Source organism: Variovorax sp. RKNM96, assembly GCF_017161115.1.
GTDB lineage: Bacteria > Pseudomonadota > Gammaproteobacteria > Burkholderiales > Burkholderiaceae_C > Variovorax.
Genome location: NZ_CP046508.1, coordinates 5,727,770 through 5,744,213, shown reverse-complemented (window position 1 = coordinate 5,744,213; position 16,444 = coordinate 5,727,770). Strand labels below are relative to the sequence as shown.

Below are 16,444 nucleotides of genomic sequence, written 5' to 3'. Positions count from 1 at the left end.
GGATTTCTCAATGGATCAGCGCGCCGAGTGGGAACGCGAAGGGAACCCATTGCCGCACGACTTCAGGACCGATCACGAGGCAGACGAGGCCCGCGCCGGCCAGGAAGGGACCGAAGGCGATGGGGATGTCCTTGTGCGCCAGCTTGCCGACGACACGCAGGGTGATACCGATCACGGCACCCACCAGCGAAGAGACGAGGATGATGGCGATGAGATAGTCGGCGCCGAGCCAGACTCCCAGTGCCGCGAGCAGTTTGAAGTCTCCATAGCCCATGCCTTCCTTGCCCGTGACCAGGCGATAGGCATGGTACACAAGCCAGAGGCTCAGGTAGCCGAACACGGCGCCCCACACAGCCGAGCTCAGGGGCACACCGGTCCAGCCCATCGCTGCGCCAATGAGGCCAAGCCAGAGGAGGGTGTAGTTCAGCGAATCGGGCAGGAACTGGGTGTCGAAATCGATCAGGAACTGGCAGATCAGCAGTGCGGCGAACGCCGCCCACAAGGCGCCGGTGGGCGTGAGGCCGAAGCGCCAGCCGCAGAGGGCGAACAGCGCGCCCGTGACCAGTTCGACCAGCGGATAGCGCGGGCTGATCGAGGTTTTGCACGAAGCGCAGCGGCCGCGCAGGAACAGGTAGCTCAGGACCGGGATGTTCTGGTACCAGCGAATCTTGTGGCCGCAGGCGCCGCAGCGCGAGGCGGGGCGGGTGAGATCGAAGGGCGGGAGGTTCTCGATCGCCGTTGCGGCCTTGTCCGCCGCGGCTTCGAGCCCTGCGGGAGGCGTGGCCTTCGGGCCGAAGACCAGCGACCAGAGCGAAGGCACGTCCTTCGACGTCATCAGGTTGGCAACGGCATCGGACAGCCAGTCGCGGTACATCATGACCGGCGTCCGGTAGATCACGACATTGAGGAAGCTGCCGATCAATAGCCCCAGCACGCCGGCCAGGACGGCGTCGAACCCTTGCGAAACCGGCATCAGACGACTTGGCCGAGCTTGAAGATGGGCAGGTACATCGACACTACGATGCCGCCGATGATCGTGCCGAGGAACACGATGATGATGGGCTCCATGAGGCTGGAGAGGCCCGCGACCATGTCGTCCACCTCGGATTCGTAGAAGTCGGCAGCTTTGCCCAGCATGTGGTCGATGGAGCCGGATTCTTCGCCGATGGCGGTCATCTGGATCACCATCGAGGGGAAGAGATTGACGTTGGTCATGGCCGCGGTCAGGCTGGTGCCGGTCGAGACTTCTTGCTGGATCTTGGCGGTGGCATCGCCATAGACGGAATTGCCGGAGGCACCGCCCACTGAATCGAGAGCCTCGACCAAGGGGACGCCGGCTGCAAACATCGTTGCCAGCGTTCGTGTCCAGCGTGCGATGCAGGATTTTTCAATCAGCGTGCCAAAAATCGGAATGCGCAGCACGAGGCGGTCCATGAACTTTTGCATGCGCTCGTTGCGTTTCCACGCCTGCATGAAAAAGTAGAACCCGCCGCCGATACCCCCGAAGATCAGCCACCAGTAAGACACGAAGAACTCGCTCATGGCCATCACGAACAATGTGGGGGCGGGCAGGTCGGCGCCGAACGAAGTGAATACCTGCTTGAAGGCCGGAATCACGAAAATCATGATGATCGCGACCACCACGAACGCGACAACGACGACGGAAGTCGGATACATCAATGCCGACTTGATCTTCGACTTGATCGCCTCGGTCTTCTCCATGTAGGTGGCAAGGCGGTCCAGCAGATCTTCCAGGATGCCGGCCGCTTCGCCCGCTTCCACCAGATTGCAGTACAGGTTGTCGAAATACTTCGGGAACTTGCGAAAGGCCGACGAAAGTGACGTGCCGGTTTCCACATCGCTGCGGATGTCGTTGAGCAGCTTCGCAACGCTCGCATTCGCATTGCCGCGACCGACGATGTCGAAGGACTGCATCAACGGCACGCCGGCCTTCATCATCGTCGCCAACTGGCGCGTGAAGATCGCGATGTCCTTCGGCTTGATGGCCTTGCCCGAGCGCATGCGGCGCTTCTTGATCTTGCTGGCGAGCACACCCTGGCGGCGCAGCGCCGCTTGCACCTGGTTCTCGCCGGCGGCCCGGAGTTCGCCGCGCACCAGCTTGCCATTGCGGTCCTTGCCTTCCCACTCGAAGACAAATTCCTTGTGCGTGACCTGGGAGGAGCGGGGGGATGCCACTGTTGCCATTCGATCTCCGGTATTCAGTGTTCGTTATTCGTTGGTGCAGGCCACCACTTCTTCGAGCGAAGTGAGGCCCTGCATGACTTTCCCGAGGCCCGACTGGCGCAGCGAACGCACGCCCTCGGCTTCGGATTGCTGCGCGATGTCGAGCGCGCTGCCATCGCGCAGGATGATTTCCTGGATGGCCTCGGTGATCGGCATCACCTGGTAGATGCCGACCCGGCCCTTGTAGCCGCCGCTGCATGCGGAGCAGCCCACGGGCCGGTAAGGTTTCCACGTGCCGTTCAGGTCCGACTCCTTGAAGCCGGCCTCCAGCAGCGCTTCGCGCGGGATGTCGACCGGCACACGGCATACGGTGCACAGGCGGCGCGCAAGCCGCTGCGCGGTGATCAGGATCACGCTCGATGCGATGTTGAACGGCGCGATGCCCATGTTGCGCATGCGCGTGAGCGTGGTCGGCGCGTCGTTGGTATGCAGCGTCGAGAGCACCAGGTGACCGGTCTGCGCGGCCTTGATCGAGATATCGGCGGTTTCGAGGTCGCGAATTTCGCCGACCATGATGATGTCGGGATCCTGGCGCAGGAAGGCGCGCAGCGCTGTGGCGAAGGTCAGTCCGGCCCGTTCGTTGACGTTGACCTGGTTGACGCCGGGGAGGTTGATTTCGGACGGGTCTTCCGCCGTCGCGATGTTGACGCCCGGCTGGTTCAGCAGGTTCAGGCAGGTGTAGAGCGACACCGTCTTGCCCGAGCCCGTCGGGCCGGTGACGAGCACCATGCCGTAAGGGCGGCCGATCGCATGGAGGAGCCGTTCCTTTTCGACGGCGTCGTAGCCCAGCGCATCGATGCCCAGGCGTGCACTGCTGGGGTCGAGAATACGAACCACGATCTTCTCGCCGAACAGCGTGGGCAACGTGCTCACGCGAAAGTCGATCACGCGGTCCGGCCCGATTTTGAGCTTCATGCGGCCGTCCTGCGGCACGCGTTTTTCGGAGATGTCGAGCCGGGAAATGACCTTGATGCGTGACGCCAGCTTGTCCTTGATGACCGTGGGCGGGCTCGCGATTTCGCGCAGTTCGCCGTCAACCCGGAAACGCACGCGGTAGTGATGCTCGTAGGGCTCGAAGTGAATGTCCGAGGCCCGCATGCTGACGGCGTCGAGCAGCATCTTGTGCAGAAAGCGCACGACCGGCGCATCTTCGACCTCGGCAACAGCTTGTTCGCTGGCATCGCCCGAGGTATCGGCGCCGACATCGTCGAATTCGAACTCGGCGCCGACGATGCTGTTGATGGTCTCCGCTGCAGTCGCTGCGGCGGCTTCGATCATTCGCGAGAGCTTGTCGTACTCCGCGATGACCCAGTCGACCCCCATCTGGGAGGCGAACTTGATCTTTTCCGCCGCCTGCTGGTCCGATGGATCGGCCGTTGCAACAATGAGACGGTTGTTGCGCTTGCTGAGGACGACGATGCGGTACGCGAGGCACAGCTTGGGATCAAGCAGGTCCTTGGGCAGGCGCTGTTGATCGATCGCATCGAGATCGAGCAGCGGGGCGCCGAACGCGGTGGAAAGCGTGTGGGCGAGATCCGCTGCCGAAACGGCGCCGGTGCCGGTCAGTTCCGCAATGAAGCTGGTGCGACCGCTCAGGGACTTCTGATAGATGTCCTCTGCGATTTTTGCAGGCAGTTTGCCGGCCGAAACGAGAGCGCGCGCCAAGCCCGGGAGGGCAATTTGCGAGAGTTCTTTAACTGGAAGTTCGGCAGCGGCCATTCAGCGAATGCAAAAGATGTGAGAAAGTGCTTCACGATCATCGCTCATCGCCCCTGTGCTGTAAATCGCTACACAGCAACAGGGATGGCCATTATTTGTGCCAGCCAAAGGCTGGTCGGGGTGAGAGGATTCGAACCTCCGGCCTCTACGTCCCGAACGTAGCGCTCTACCAGGCTAAGCTACACCCCGATTGGTTGCAAGAAAAAGAAGTTGTCCTAGATGCCAACTCTGGTGAGGTGTTTCAGGCACGTCGCTCAAGCAACTGAGCCGCCAATTGTAGCAAACCGGAAGCATGCGAATTGGACGGAAAGTCGCGCAATGCATCTATTGCGCGTTTGGCTTCGGCCGCGGCGGCGGCGCGGGATGCATCCAGCGCACCGGTTTCGCGAACGATCTCTACCACCTTGCCCAATTGAGCTGTGTCGCCGGCCTCGATGGCGGCGCGCACCAACCCGCTTTGCGCTGGGGTGCCTCGCTGCATGGCAAAGATGAGGGGAAGCGTGGTCTTGCCTTCGCGGAGGTCGTCGCCGACGTTTTTTCCGGTTTCCTGGGCATCACCTGCGTAATCAAGAACATCGTCGATCACCTGGAAGGCGGTGCCCAGTGCCTGTCCATAAGTGGCGCAGGCTTCCTCGACTTCCGGTGTGACGCCGGCCAGCACGGCGGCGAGCCGGGTGCTGGCTTCGAAAAGCTTGGCGGTCTTCGAGCGGATCACGCGCAGGTACGCCGTTTCGTCCAGCGATGCGTCGTGCATGTTCATCAACTGAAGCACCTCGCCCTCGGCGATCACGTTGGTGGCTTCAGCCAGGATTTCCATGATGCGAATGTTGTTTGCATCCAACATCATCTGAAATGCGCGCGAGTACAGAAAGTCGCCGACCAGTACGCTGGCCGGGTTGCCGAAGGATTCGTTGGCGGTTGCACGTCCACGTCGCAGGGTCGATTCGTCAACCACGTCGTCGTGCAGCAGTGTGGCGGTGTGGATGAACTCCACCACGGCGGCCAGGTTGAAGCGTTGCTCGCCTGTGTAGCCCAGTGCGCCGGACATCAGCAGCAGCAGTGCGGGCCGCAGGCGCTTGCCGCCAGCGGAGATGATGTATTGGGAGACTTGGCTGACCAGTGGCACGCCCGTGTCGAGGCGGCGTGCGATCACGCGGTCGACTTCGACCATGTCGCCGGCAATCAGGTCCAGCACGGTGGCGGTGGGGGAGGTGTCGGCGGCGGGGACTGGCAAAGCGGGGGCGCGGGGCGCTGCTGAAGATGAAGGCGGCCCAGGGGCCGGAAGGCGCAAATTATAGGGAGGGTGGCCTGCTTGCCGGGGCTTGGCGGAGGCAATGGGTGTTAGCAAGCACAAACCGCGCTATAATCTTGGGCTCTGCGGAATTCGCTGCGGAGACTCATTTCTAAGAGGTCTTACATGTACGCGGTCATAAAAACCGGCGGCAAGCAGTATCGCGTTGCTTCCGGCGAAAAAATTAAAGTAGAACAGATTGCTGCGGACGTAGGCCAGGAAATCGTGATCGACCAGGTTCTGGCCGTCGGAAACGGCGCTGAAATCAAGGTTGGCACGCCCCTGGTGTCCGGCGCAACGGTGACAGTCACGGTACTGTCGCACGGCAAGCACGACAAGGTCGGCATCTTCAAGATGCGCCGTCGCAAGCACTATCAGAAACGTCAAGGCCATCGCCAGCAGTTCACCGAACTGCAAATCGGCGCGATCGCCGGCTAAGGAGCACATTCCATGGCACAGAAAAAAGGCGGCGGCTCAACGCGAAACGGGCGCGATTCCAAGCCCAAGATGCTCGGCGTGAAGGCGTTCGGCGGCGAACTGATCAGCGCAGGCTCGATCATCGTGCGCCAGCGCGGCACCCAGTTCCACCCCGGCGTGAACGTCGGTGTGGGCAAGGACCACACGCTGTTTGCACTGGTCGACGGCCACGTGTCGTTCGGTCACAAGGGTGCGCTCAACAAGCACATGGTCAACGTGACCCCCGCGGCGTAAGCCTCGCGTCACTTCGATCAGCCCGAGGCCCCGCTTTGCCGGGGCTTCTTCATTTGTAAACTGGACATCCCATGAAGTTCGTCGACGAAGCCTTCATCGACATCGCCGCCGGCGATGGCGGCAACGGCTGCGTGTCGTTCCGTCATGAGAAGTACAAGGAATTCGGCGGCCCCAACGGCGGCGACGGCGGCCGCGGCGGCCATGTGTTCGCGGTGGCCGACTCGAATCTCAACACGCTCGTCGACTTCCGCTATTCGCGCCGGCACGAAGCCAAGCGCGGCGAGCACGGCATGGGCTCCGACATGTTCGGCGCCGCGGGCGACGACATCACGCTCAAGGTGCCGGTCGGCACGATCATCACCGACGCCGAAACGGGCGAAGTGCTGTACGAGCTCCTGACCGAGGGCGAAGTCATCACCATCGCCAAGGGCGGTGATGGCGGCTTCGGCAACATGCGTTTCAAGAGCGCCATCAACCGTGCACCGCGCCAGAAGACGCCCGGCTGGCCCGGTGAAAAGAAAAGCCTGAAGCTCGAGCTGAAGGTGCTGGCCGACGTCGGCCTGCTCGGCATGCCGAATGCGGGCAAGTCGACGCTGATCAGCGCCATCTCGAACGCGCGGCCCCGCATCGCTGACTATCCCTTCACCACGCTGCATCCGAACCTCGGCGTCGTGCGCGTCGGCCCGGAGCAGAGCTTCGTGGTGGCCGACCTGCCCGGCCTGATCGAAGGTGCCTCCGAAGGCGCCGGCCTTGGCCACCTCTTCCTGCGCCATCTGCAACGCACGCGGCTGCTGCTGCATGTGATCGACATGGCACCGTTCGACGATGCCGTCGACCCGGTCGCCCAGGCCAAGGCCATCGTGGGCGAGCTGAAGAAATACGACGCAGCGCTGTACGACAAGCCGCGTTGGCTGGTGCTGAACAAGCTCGACATGGTGCCCGGCGACGAGCGCGCGGCGCTGGTCAAGGACTTCGTCAAGCGGCTGCGCTTCAAGGGCCCGGTGTTCGAGATCTCGGCGCTCACGCGCGAGGGCTGCGAGCATCTGGTGCAGGCCGTCTACCAGCAGGTCAAGGCCCAGCAGGTGGCGGAACAGGAGCCGGTCGAGGTCGATCCGCGCTTTGTCCCGCTGCCGCCCGATCCGACCTGAGTGCGGCGGGGCATCGAAGAAATCGATGCGATTCAATAGATAGCAAAATCAGCAGCATTCACGACCGCGACAGCCCCTCAATGACCTCGAATTCCGGATCCACTGCCTTGCGGGATGCCCGCCGTATCGTCGTCAAGGTCGGCTCCAGCCTCGTGACCAACGAAGGGCGCGGTCTCGACGAGGCCGCCATCGGCGAGTGGTGTCGGCAGCTCGCGCAGTTGGTGCGTGACGGGCGCGAGGTCGTGATGGTGTCCAGCGGCGCCATTGCCGAAGGCATGAAGCGCCTCGGCTGGCGCATCCGGCCGCACGAGATCCACGAGCTCCAGGCCGCCGCGGCCGTCGGGCAGATGGGCCTGGCCCAGATGTACGAGACCAAGCTGCGCGAGAACGAGATCGGCAGCGCCCAGGTCTTGCTGACCCATGCCGACCTTGCCGACCGCGAGCGCTACCTCAATGCGCGCTCGACCCTTGTCACGCTGCTGCGCCTGGGCGTGGTGCCGGTCATCAACGAGAACGACACCGTCGTCAACGACGAGATCAAGTTCGGCGACAACGACACGCTCGGCGCGCTCGTGGCCAACCTGGTCGAAGCCGATGCGCTGATCATCCTCACGGACCAGAAGGGCCTCTACACGGCCGATCCGCGCAAGGACCCGGACGCGAAGTTCGTCCACGAAGCGGCTGCCGGCGATCCGGCGCTCGAGGCCATGGCAGGCGGTGCGGGCTCCAGCATCGGCCGCGGCGGGATGATCACCAAGATCCTGGCCGCCAAGCGCGCGGCTGGTTCCGGCGCGTCGACCGTGATCGCCTGGGGCCGCGAGGCCGACGCCTTGCTGCGCCTGACGCGCGGCGAATCCATCGGCACGCTGCTGGTGGCGCAGACGGCCAAGCACCAGGCGCGCAAGCGCTGGATGGCCGACCACCTGCAGCTGCGAGGCGCCGTCGTCGTCGATGCAGGTGCCGCGGCCAAGGTGCGTGCCGAGGGCAAGAGCCTGCTGCCGATCGGCATGACGGGCGTGTCGGGCGAGTTCTCGCGCGGAGACGTGATCGCGGTGCGCGACGCAGAGGGTGTCGAGCTGGCCCGCGGCCTGGCCAACTATTCGAGCGTCGAGGCGCGCCTCTTGTGCCGCAAGCCGTCTGCAGAGTTCGAGCGCCTGTTGGGCTACGTCGCGGAGCCGGAGATGGTTCACCGCGACAACATGGTGCTGATGCCCAGCTGATCGGCAAAAGAAAAACGGGGCCAAAGGCCCCGTTCGTTCATCTCGTCGCCGCTTATTGCACTTCGCGAACCGGATTGCGGATGTTCTGCACCATCTCCCCGACCGAGCTGCGCGGCGCATTGCCGCGACAGATGCCCTGGCTCGACAGCGCCACCGTGTAGCGCGAGTTCAGGTCGTTGACGCGCTTCCATTCCTGCTTGGTCACTTCCTGCCAAGCGCCGTTGTTGTAGCGCGCGTAGCTCTTCATCTCGGCGGTCGAGCAACGCACGCCTTCATAGAAGGCATTGACGGCGCCACCGCTGCGATTGCTGGCCACCACCACGTAGCGCACGATGCCGTCGGGCGTGATCGTGATCGTTGCCGGATCGATGCCGAACTTCAGCGTCATGTACGGAGGCATCTCGATCGGCAGCAGACGGCTTTCGCTGAAGGCCGGCGGCGGAGGCGCGGTCGTTTCTTCCCACTCCTTGTCCGTCTCGGACCGCTTGGGTGCGGGCGCCGAACCCACCTGCGCCCAGTCGGGGTTATCGGTGTCGTACTTGCCCGATGCGCACCCGGCGAGGATGCCGAAGCAGGCGAGAAGGAGGACGCGCTCAGCGCTGCGTCGGAAAGATGGGCGCGTTGTTGCTGTTGGAAGGAGGAGGTTCATCGCTCGCAGAAGGAATGTCGGGATGCGGGTCGAAACTGCCGCCGGGCGGCAGGTCGAGGCCCGCGGGCGCTCCGGCGTCCAGTGGATGGCGCTCGAATTCTCGGGCGCGCACGTTGCTGCGCAGGAAGCGGTTGCGGAAATCCTGCCGTGGCAGGTAGCGAGCAAGCTCGGTGAGCGCCATCTCGTAGACGCCGCGCTTGAACTCGACGACAACGTCGAGCGGCACCCAGTAGTCATGCCAGCGCCAGGCGTCGAATTCGGGATGGTCGGTTGCACGCAGGTTGAGATCCCAGTCGTGGCCGGTGAGTTGCAGCAGATACCAGATTTGTTTCTGGCCCTTGTAGTGGCCCCGTGCGTCACGGCGGATGAACCGATCCGGCACCTCGTAGCGCAACCAGTCGCGGGTACGGGCCACGATGCGCACATGCTCCGGATGGAGCCCCACTTCCTCATGCAGTTCCCGGAACATGGCTTGCTCGGGACTTTCGCCGCGGTCTATGCCGCCTTGCGGAAACTGCCAGGAATGCGTGCGTATGCGTTTGCCCCAGAAAACCTGGTTTCTCTGGTTGAGCAGGATGATGCCGACGTTGGGCCTGAAGCCGTCCCGGTCGAGCATAATCAAACCCCAATTTTTGAACTGAGTCGATTATGCATGCCGGGTTGCCCTCGGCAAGCTGCGATGCAGGCTCTCAGGGTCTCTCCGGGGGAGCAGTCCCCCACTTCCGAACGTCGAATCCAGCGAATTCAGCACACCGATCCCGATGAAAGCTTCCCGTTTTTTTGTCTCCACCCTCAAGGAAGCGCCCGCCGATGCCGAGGTCGCGAGCCATCGGCTGATGATGCGGGCCGGCATGATCAAGAAGCTCGGTACGGGCATCTACACCTACATGCCGATGGGGCTGCGGGTGATCCGCAAGGTCGAGGCGATCGTGCGGGAAGAAATGAACCGCGCTGGCGCCGTCGAGCTCACGATGCCGGTGGTCCAGCCGGCCGAGTTCTGGCAGGAGACCGGCCGTTTCGACAAGATGGGCCCCGAGCTCCTGCGCATCAAGGACCGGCATGACCGCGACTTCGTGATCCAGCCGACCAGCGAAGAAGTGGTGACCGACATCGCGCGCCAGGAAATCCGCAGCTACAAGCAGCTGCCGAAGAACTTCTACCAGATCCAGACCAAGTTCCGCGACGAGCGCCGTCCGCGCTTCGGCCTGATGCGCGGGCGCGAATTCATCATGAAGGACGCCTACAGCTTCGACCGCGACCTCGATGCGGCCAAGGCCAGCTACCAGGTCATGGCAGAGGCGTACCGCAATATCTTCGACCGCTTCGGCCTGCGTTACCGCGCCGTGGCGGCCGACAGCGGCGCCATCGGCGGCGACCTGAGCGAAGAATTCCAGGTGATCGCCGCCACCGGCGAGGATGCCATCGTCTACTGCCCCGACAGCAGCTACGCCGCCAACATGGAAAAGGCCGAGGCCCTGGCTCCGGCCGGCCCGCGCCCCGCGGCCGCCAAGGCGCTCGAGAAGACACCAACGCCGGGCAAGAGCACCTGCGCCGACGTGGCCGAGCTGCTCGGCGTGCCGCTTGCGACCACCATCAAGTCTCTGGTGCTGGCCACCGACATCCTCGACGAGGCCGGCAACCCGAAGGGTTCGCAGGTCTGGCTGCTGCTCCTGCGCGGCGACCACGACATGAACGAGATCAAGGTCAGCAAGGTGCCGGGCCTGGACCAAGGCTTTCGCTTCGCCACGCTCGCCGAGATCGACGAGCACTTCGGCTGCAAGCCCGGCTACCTCGGCCCGCTGAACCTCAAGAAGCCCGTCAAGCTGGTTGCAGACCGCGAGGCCGCAGTGCTGGCCGATTGGATCACCGGCGCCAACGAGGTCGACTTCCACATGACCGGCGTCAACTGGGGCCGCGACCTGCCCGAGCCGGAAATCGTGGCTGACCTGCGCAACGTGGTGTCGGGCGACGCCTCGCCCGACGGCAAGGGCCTGCTGGCCATCGAGCGCGGCATCGAGGTCGGGCACGTCTTCGTGCTCGGCACGAAGTACAGCAAGGACATGAACGCCACGTACCTGGACGAAGGCGGCAAGCCGCAGTTCCTCGAGATGGGCTGCTACGGCATCGGCATCACCCGCCTGCCCGCCGCCGCCATCGAGCAGAACCACGACGAGCGCGGGATCATCTGGCCCGACGCGCTGGCGCCGTTCACCGTGGTGGTCTGCCCGATCGGCATGGACCGCAGCCCCGAGGTCAAGGTGGCCGCCGAGGCGCTCTACGAAGAGCTGCTCGCCAAGGGCGTCGACGTGCTGCTGGACGACCGCGGCGAGCGCCCCGGCGCGATGTTCGCCGACTGGGAACTGATCGGCGTGCCGCACCGCGTGGTCATTTCCGACCGGGGCCTGAAAGAAGGCCAGCTCGAATACCAGCATCGCCGCGACACGGCGGCGACGAAGGTGCCGTCGGCCGGCATCGCCGACTTCATTGCCGGCAAGCTCGCCGCATGAGCTTCACCGGCCGTTGCAACGACGACCCAGGGGCAGCCGCCGCGGCGGATGGCATGACCATCTCGCGGCGCAAGTGCCTCGGTGTCGCCGCGGCTTCGGGCGTGCTGTCGCTGACCGCGTTGCCACAGGCCGCATTCGCTGGCGCCCAGATCGAAGAACCCCTGATCGATTCGGTGCGCACCGCACTGAGCTCGGCCATCCACAACAAGGCGCCGCCGGTGCCGGAATTCACGACCACCGAGGCGCGCCTGGCCTACCTGCGCTGGCTCGGCGAAATGAGCGAGCGGCTCAAGAAGAAGATCGCCGACTGGCCCTCGCGCAAGGAATTCCTGCAGACCATCTGGTACGAGGCCAAGCGCTCGGGGCTCGACGTGAGCCTGGTGCTCGGGCTGGTGCAGGTCGAGAGCAACTTCCGCAAATTCGCGGTGTCGAGCGCCGGTGCCCGTGGCTACATGCAGGTCATGCCGTTCTGGACCCGCGTGATCGGCGACAGCGATTCGGCCAAGCTCTTCCACATGCAGACCAACCTGCGCTTCGGCTGCGTGATCCTGCGCCATTACCTCGATCGCGAAAACGGCGACCTGTACATGACCCTCGGCCGCTACAACGGCAGCCGCGGCAAGTCGCCGTACCCGAACGCCGTGTTCGCGAACCAGCGGCTCTGGGCCTACGACGACAAGGCGCGGGAGCGCGAGCGGGATCGTGAGCGCGAAAAGGACCGTTCGGCAGCTTGAATCTCACTTTCGCGAATATGCGAAGCGGCCTGCCCAGCGGGGCGCGCCAAGACGTCAAGCTAGGTTTTTGTGACCATCACCTGGTCGATGCGGTAGCTGTCGACGTCCATCACCTCGAAGGTGTAGCCGGCCCAGGTCACGCTGTCGGTCCGCTTGGGCACGCGGCGCAGCATCACCATCAGGAAGCCCGCGAGCGTCTCGTATTCGTCGGCATGCGGGAGCTCGTCGATCTGCAGCGCGCGCTGCACGTCCTGGATTGGCGTCACGCCGTCGATCAGCCACGAGTTCTCGTCGCGCTTCACGATCTGCTCCTCGTCGGGCATCGTCACCAGGTCGCCCATCACCGTGCTCATCACGTCGTTGAGCGTGATCACGCCCACCACCAGGCTGTACTCGTTGACGATGATCGCGAAGTCTTCATGCGCCTGCTGGAACTGTTCGAGCACCTCGGTCAGCGAGAGCCGGTCGGGAATCACCAGCGCCTTGTGCAGCGTGAGGCCCTGGTCGAAGGCCAGCGGCTGGCCGCTGAGCACGCGCTGGAACATGTCCTTGGCATCGACATAGCCAAGCACATGGTCGATGTCGCCATCGCACACCGGGTAGGCCGAAAAGGGCTCGGCCACGATGCGCGCGCGCAGCACCGACTCGGGATCGTCGTGCAGGAACCAGGCGATGCTGTCGCGCGCCGTCATCACGCTGCTCACCAGGCGCGTCTCCAGCTCGAACACGTTGGCGATCACCTGCTGCTCGCGCACCGCGAGCACGCCCGCGCGAGCACCCGCTTCGGTCATCGCGAGGATGTCGGCCGAGGTGATCTTGTCGTCGCGCGCCATCGGCATGCCGAGCACCTTGAACAGCAGGTCGGTGCAGCGGGTGAAGAACCAGACCAGCGGCTTGAAGGTGGTGATCAGCAGCAGCATTGGCCCGACCATGCGCACCGCGATGCGCTCCGGATCGCTCATGCCCAGCCGCTTGGGGAACAGGTCGGCGAACACCAGGAACACCGCGATGACGATCACGAACGAGCAGAGGAATGCCACGTTCGCGGACGCTTCCACGCTCAGCCAGCTCTCGAAGAAACGCGCGAAATACGGGCTGAGCGAGCCCTCACCCACGACACCGCCGAGGATCGCCACCGCGTTGAGGCCGATCTGCACCACGGTGAAGTAGTGGCCGGGCTGCTCCTGCACGCGCAGCACGCGCTCGGCGCGCGCGTCGCCCTCGTCGGCCATCTGGCGCAGACGAAGGCGCCGCGAGGCGGCCAGGGTGATTTCGGCAAGGGAGAAGAACGCGCTCATCGCGATCAGCAAGACGATGACGAGCAGGCTTTGGGTGAGGTTCATGGTGGCACGGCGAAGAGTGCCATGGTGCCATGACTCGGCCCGCGAAAAACCTTCAGACGCCGCCGTGCGGATGGGTCGGGTCGACCCACAGGACCGATTCGGGTTTCTCTACAGGCTCGATGTCGAGGTTCACCGCCACCGCCTCGCCATCGCTGCGGCACAGCACGCATTCGAGCGTCTCGGTCGCGCTGGCGTTGATTTCCTGATGCGGCACATAGGGCGGCACGTAGATGAAGTCGCCCGGTCCGGCCTCGGCGGTGAACTCGAGCTTCTCGCCCCACCGCATGCGGGCCCGGCCGCGCACGACGTAGATCACCGATTCGAGGTGCCCGTGGTGATGGGCGCCGGTCTTGGCATCGGCATGGATGGTGACCGTGCCGGCCCAGAGCTTCTGGGCGCCCACGCGGGCGAAGTTGATGGCGGCGGCCCGGTTCATGCCGGGCGTCTGCGCCGTGTTGACGTCGAGCTGGTTGGCGCCGATCACGCGCACGCCGTCGTGCTTCCAGGCCGGGCTTTCATCGCCCTCTTGCGAGTGGCCGTGGTCCGCGTGATCGTGGCTCATGGCAAGCCCCGGGGAATCAGGCGGGGTTGCCGTTCAGCACCTGCTGCAGCTCGCCCGACTCGTACATCTCCATCATGATGTCCGAGCCGCCGACGAATTCGCCCTTCACGTAGAGCTGGGGGATCGTGGGCCAGTTGCTGTATTCCTTGATGCCCTGGCGGATGCCGTCGTCTTCGAGCACGTTGACGGTCTTGAGCGTCTTGGTGTCGACGCCCACGGCCTTGAGGATCTGGATCGCGCGGCCCGAGAAACCGCACATCGGGAAGCTGGCATTGCCCTTCATGAAGAGCACGAGTTCGTTGGTTTTGACGAGGTCGTCGATGCGTTGCTGGGCGTCGGACATGGGGACTCCTGAAAAGTGGGGGCTGAGGGGATTATTTCACCGCGCGCCAGATTCCGCCCGAGCAGCGCTGGATGCCTGCCAGGTCGTCCCGGCTTTGGACTTCGGCGAAGCCGCGGGTTTCGAGCAGTTGGCGCACAGCCGCGGCCTGGTCATGGCCGTGTTCGAGCAGCAGCCAGCCGGCCTCGGCGAGGTGATCGGGGGCGTTCTGCACGATCTGGCGGATGTCGTCGAGCCCGTCGGCGCCCGCGACCAGCGCGGAGGAGGGCTCGTGCTGCAGCGCAGGCAGATGCGGGTCATCGGCGGCGATATACGGCGGATTGCTGGCGATGACCATGTAGCCATCGGCGGCGCCGTCGAGCCAATGGGCCCGGGCAAAGCGCACCGGCAGGCCGAGACGCCGGGCGTTCGCCTCCGCGACGGCCAGCGCGTCGGCACTGGCATCGACCGCATCGACCTGCGCATCCGGGCGCGCATGCTGCAGCGCCAGCGCGATCGCGCCGCTGCCCGTGCCGAGGTCGAGCACGCGCGGAGCGCTTCGACCTTCGAGGCACTGCAGCGCCCAGTCGACCAGCGTCTCGGTGTCCGGGCGAGGCACCAGCACCCGCGCGTCGACCTGCAAGTCGAGGCCGTGGAATTCCTTCGTGCCGATCAGATAGGCCACCGGCTCGCCCGCCAGGCGGCGCGACAGCTGCGCCGCAAGCCCCACCCATGCGGCGTCGGACATGGCATCCGTGTCGTGCGCCAGCAGCCAGGCACGGTCGTGCGGCGCACGGCCCAGTGCGTGCAACAGCAGCAACTGGGCATCGAGCCGATCGACGCCCAGGGCCACGGCCGCAGTGAGCGCCTGCGCCACGGTGGACGGTGCGGTGGCGTCGGTCATCACGCGGGCAGGCTCGATTCCAGCTCGGCCAGTTGCTCGGCCTCGCGCGCGGCGCGCAGCGCCTCCAGCACGTCGCCGAGGTCGCCTTCCATGATCGCCAGCAGCTTGTAGAGCGTCAGGTTGATCCGGTGGTCGGTGAGCCGCCCTTGCGGAAAGTTGTAGGTGCGGATGCGGTCCGAACGGTCGCCGCTGCCGATCAGGCCCTTGCGCATCGCCGCATCCTTGGCGGCACGTTCGCTGCGGTCCTTCTCCTGGATGCGTGCCGACAGCACCTGCAGCGCCTTGGCCTTGTTGCGATGCTGGCTGCGGTCGTCCTGGCACTCGGCCACGATGCCGGTCGGGATGTGCGTGATGCGCACGGCCGAGTCGGTCTTGTTGATGTGCTGGCCGCCGGCGCCGCTCGCGCGGTAGGTGTCGATGCGCAGGTCCGAGGGGTTGATCTGCACCGCCACGGTTTCGTCGGGCTCGGCCAGCACGGCCACCGTGCAGGCGCTGGTGTGGATGCGACCCTGGGTCTCGGTGGCCGGCACGCGCTGTACGCGGTGGCCGCCCGATTCGAAACGCAGCTTGCCGAAGACGTCGTCGCCGACGATGCGGATCACCACTTCCTTGTAGCCGCCGAGTTCGCTCGCGCTTTCGCTCACGATCTCGCAGCGCAGGCCCGCGCGTTCGCAGTAGCGCGTGTACATGCGCAGCAGGTCGCCCGCGAAAAGCGCCGACTCGTCGCCGCCCGTGCCGGCGCGGATTTCCATGAAGGCGTTGCGCGCATCGTCGGGGTCCTTGGGGAGCAGCAGGCGCTGCAGTTCCTCTTCGAGCTGTACCAGTTCGGCTTCGGCGCCGGCGATTTCCTCGCGCGCCATCTCGGCCATGTCCGGGTCCTCGAGCATTTCCTTCGCACCGGCGATGTCGGCCTCGCGCTGCCTGTAGCGCTCATAGCGGCCGGCGATCTGCGTGATCTCGGCGTGCTCGCGCGAGATGGTGCGGTACTGCGCCATGTCGCTCATGATGTCTTCGCGCGAGAGCAGGAAGTCGAGCTCGCCCAGGCGCTGGACGTAGCGTTCGAGTTGATGACGCAGAAAGGATTTCACGGAAG

General features: G+C 64.7%; 17 protein-coding genes and 1 tRNA gene. 6 read left to right on the top strand and 12 right to left on the bottom strand.

What is annotated here, in order from left to right; all coding sequences use genetic code 11:
• Positions 1-7 precede the first annotated feature (7 nt).
• The 5 genes from GNX71_RS26665 to GNX71_RS26645 all read right to left on the bottom strand — a co-directional run bounded on the left by GNX71_RS26665 (position 8) and on the right by GNX71_RS26645 (position 5,197).
• Positions 8-973: an A24 family peptidase gene (locus tag GNX71_RS26665; RefSeq protein ID WP_206175205.1), complete on the bottom strand. Its 966-nt coding sequence runs from the start codon at positions 971-973 to the stop codon at positions 8-10.
• Complete coding sequence (locus GNX71_RS26660) at positions 973-2,205, bottom strand: type II secretion system F family protein (protein WP_206175204.1); 1,233 nt, start codon at positions 2,203-2,205, stop codon at positions 973-975. Before GNX71_RS26660 ends, GNX71_RS26665 begins: the two co-directional genes overlap by 1 nt.
• A gap of 24 nt (positions 2,206-2,229) precedes the next feature.
• Positions 2,230-3,963: a type IV-A pilus assembly ATPase PilB gene (gene pilB / locus GNX71_RS26655; RefSeq protein WP_206175203.1), complete on the bottom strand. Its 1,734-nt coding sequence runs from the start codon at positions 3,961-3,963 to the stop codon at positions 2,230-2,232.
• A gap of 112 nt (positions 3,964-4,075) precedes the next feature.
• Positions 4,076-4,152, bottom strand: a tRNA-Pro gene (locus tag GNX71_RS26650).
• 52 nt (positions 4,153-4,204) lie between these two features.
• Complete coding sequence (locus GNX71_RS26645; RefSeq protein ID WP_206175202.1) at positions 4,205-5,197, bottom strand: polyprenyl synthetase family protein; 993 nt, start codon at positions 5,195-5,197, stop codon at positions 4,205-4,207.
• A gap of 183 nt (positions 5,198-5,380) precedes the next feature.
• Here GNX71_RS26645 and rplU point away from each other — a divergent pair, with 183 nt between their 5' ends.
• The 4 genes from rplU (at position 5,381) to proB (ending at position 8,333) form a co-directional block, all read left to right on the top strand.
• On the top strand, positions 5,381-5,692 hold the full coding sequence (rplU, locus tag GNX71_RS26640) for a 50S ribosomal protein L21 (protein ID WP_042578903.1): 312 nt from the start codon (positions 5,381-5,383) through the stop codon (positions 5,690-5,692).
• Between the two features lie 12 nt (positions 5,693-5,704).
• Positions 5,705-5,965 carry a 50S ribosomal protein L27 gene (gene rpmA / locus GNX71_RS26635; RefSeq protein ID WP_013543198.1) on the top strand — a complete coding sequence of 87 codons (261 nt, stop codon included), beginning with the start codon at positions 5,705-5,707 and terminating at the stop codon, positions 5,963-5,965.
• Positions 5,966-6,036: 71 nt separating this feature from the next.
• Entirely contained in the window at positions 6,037-7,113 is a 1,077-nt protein-coding gene (cgtA, locus tag GNX71_RS26630; protein WP_206175201.1) for an Obg family GTPase CgtA, read from the top strand.
• Positions 7,114-7,193: 80 nt separating this feature from the next.
• Complete coding sequence (proB, locus tag GNX71_RS26625) at positions 7,194-8,333, top strand: glutamate 5-kinase (protein WP_206175200.1); 1,140 nt, start codon at positions 7,194-7,196, stop codon at positions 8,331-8,333.
• Positions 8,334-8,385: 52 nt separating this feature from the next.
• Here proB and GNX71_RS26620 read toward each other — a convergent pair whose 3' ends face one another.
• Together GNX71_RS26620 and GNX71_RS26615 are read right to left on the bottom strand one after the other, a co-directional pair.
• Positions 8,386-8,982: a CNP1-like family protein gene (locus GNX71_RS26620; protein WP_206175199.1), complete on the bottom strand. Its 597-nt coding sequence runs from the start codon at positions 8,980-8,982 to the stop codon at positions 8,386-8,388.
• Complete coding sequence (locus GNX71_RS26615; protein WP_206179702.1) at positions 8,927-9,598, bottom strand: RNA pyrophosphohydrolase; 672 nt, start codon at positions 9,596-9,598, stop codon at positions 8,927-8,929. The genes GNX71_RS26620 and GNX71_RS26615 overlap by 56 nt, the downstream gene beginning before the upstream one ends.
• Before the next feature lie 145 nt (positions 9,599-9,743).
• Between GNX71_RS26615 and GNX71_RS26610 the strand changes: the two genes are divergently transcribed.
• Both GNX71_RS26610 and GNX71_RS26605 read left to right on the top strand, forming a co-directional pair.
• Positions 9,744-11,489 (top strand): proline--tRNA ligase, encoded by a 1,746-nt coding sequence (locus GNX71_RS26610; protein WP_206175198.1) that lies wholly within the window; start codon positions 9,744-9,746, stop codon positions 11,487-11,489.
• Between the two features lie 53 nt (positions 11,490-11,542).
• Entirely contained in the window at positions 11,543-12,223 is a 681-nt protein-coding gene (locus GNX71_RS26605; protein WP_206179700.1) for a lytic transglycosylase domain-containing protein, read from the top strand.
• Positions 12,224-12,282: 59 nt separating this feature from the next.
• Here GNX71_RS26605 and GNX71_RS26600 read toward each other — a convergent pair whose 3' ends face one another.
• From GNX71_RS26600 to prfA, 5 genes are read right to left on the bottom strand one after another with little or no spacing between them, the layout of a single operon-like run.
• Positions 12,283-13,566, bottom strand: a complete 1,284-nt coding sequence (locus GNX71_RS26600; RefSeq protein WP_206175197.1) for a hemolysin family protein — start codon at positions 13,564-13,566, stop codon at positions 12,283-12,285.
• A gap of 52 nt (positions 13,567-13,618) precedes the next feature.
• A complete protein-coding gene (locus GNX71_RS26595; RefSeq protein ID WP_206175196.1) occupies positions 13,619-14,128 on the bottom strand; it encodes a cupin domain-containing protein in 510 nt (169 codons plus the stop codon).
• 16 nt (positions 14,129-14,144) lie between these two features.
• Positions 14,145-14,471 carry a Grx4 family monothiol glutaredoxin gene (gene grxD, locus GNX71_RS26590; RefSeq protein WP_013543189.1) on the bottom strand — a complete coding sequence of 109 codons (327 nt, stop codon included), beginning with the start codon at positions 14,469-14,471 and terminating at the stop codon, positions 14,145-14,147.
• A gap of 31 nt (positions 14,472-14,502) precedes the next feature.
• Complete coding sequence (prmC, locus tag GNX71_RS26585; protein ID WP_206175195.1) at positions 14,503-15,351, bottom strand: peptide chain release factor N(5)-glutamine methyltransferase; 849 nt, start codon at positions 15,349-15,351, stop codon at positions 14,503-14,505.
• Positions 15,351-16,439: a peptide chain release factor 1 gene (gene prfA / locus GNX71_RS26580; RefSeq protein ID WP_206175194.1), complete on the bottom strand. Its 1,089-nt coding sequence runs from the start codon at positions 16,437-16,439 to the stop codon at positions 15,351-15,353. Before prfA ends, prmC begins: the two co-directional genes overlap by 1 nt.
• Positions 16,440-16,444: the final 5 nt, after the last annotated feature.

Excerpts from the sequence above, each read along its gene's own strand:
- GNX71_RS26665 (WP_206175205.1), bottom strand. The coding sequence starts at position 973 with ATGCCGGTTTCGCAAGGGTTCGACGCCGTCCTGGCCGGCGTGCTGGGG.
- GNX71_RS26660 (WP_206175204.1), bottom strand. The coding sequence starts at position 2,205 with ATGGCAACAGTGGCATCCCCCCGCTCCTCCCAGGTCACGCACAAGGAA.
- pilB (WP_206175203.1), bottom strand. The coding sequence starts at position 3,963 with ATGGCCGCTGCCGAACTTCCAGTTAAAGAACTCTCGCAAATTGCCCTC.
- rplU (WP_042578903.1), top strand. The coding sequence starts at position 5,381 with ATGTACGCGGTCATAAAAACCGGCGGCAAGCAGTATCGCGTTGCTTCC.
- rpmA (WP_013543198.1), top strand. The coding sequence starts at position 5,705 with ATGGCACAGAAAAAAGGCGGCGGCTCAACGCGAAACGGGCGCGATTCC.
- cgtA (WP_206175201.1), top strand. The coding sequence starts at position 6,037 with ATGAAGTTCGTCGACGAAGCCTTCATCGACATCGCCGCCGGCGATGGC.
- proB (WP_206175200.1), top strand. The coding sequence starts at position 7,194 with ATGACCTCGAATTCCGGATCCACTGCCTTGCGGGATGCCCGCCGTATC.
- GNX71_RS26620 (WP_206175199.1), bottom strand. The coding sequence starts at position 8,982 with ATGAACCTCCTCCTTCCAACAGCAACAACGCGCCCATCTTTCCGACGC.
- GNX71_RS26615 (WP_206179702.1), bottom strand. The coding sequence starts at position 9,598 with ATGCTCGACCGGGACGGCTTCAGGCCCAACGTCGGCATCATCCTGCTC.
- GNX71_RS26610 (WP_206175198.1), top strand. The coding sequence starts at position 9,744 with ATGAAAGCTTCCCGTTTTTTTGTCTCCACCCTCAAGGAAGCGCCCGCC.
- GNX71_RS26605 (WP_206179700.1), top strand. The coding sequence starts at position 11,543 with ATGACCATCTCGCGGCGCAAGTGCCTCGGTGTCGCCGCGGCTTCGGGC.
- GNX71_RS26600 (WP_206175197.1), bottom strand. The coding sequence starts at position 13,566 with ATGAACCTCACCCAAAGCCTGCTCGTCATCGTCTTGCTGATCGCGATG.
- GNX71_RS26595 (WP_206175196.1), bottom strand. The coding sequence starts at position 14,128 with ATGAGCCACGATCACGCGGACCACGGCCACTCGCAAGAGGGCGATGAA.
- grxD (WP_013543189.1), bottom strand. The coding sequence starts at position 14,471 with ATGTCCGACGCCCAGCAACGCATCGACGACCTCGTCAAAACCAACGAA.
- prmC (WP_206175195.1), bottom strand. The coding sequence starts at position 15,351 with ATGACCGACGCCACCGCACCGTCCACCGTGGCGCAGGCGCTCACTGCG.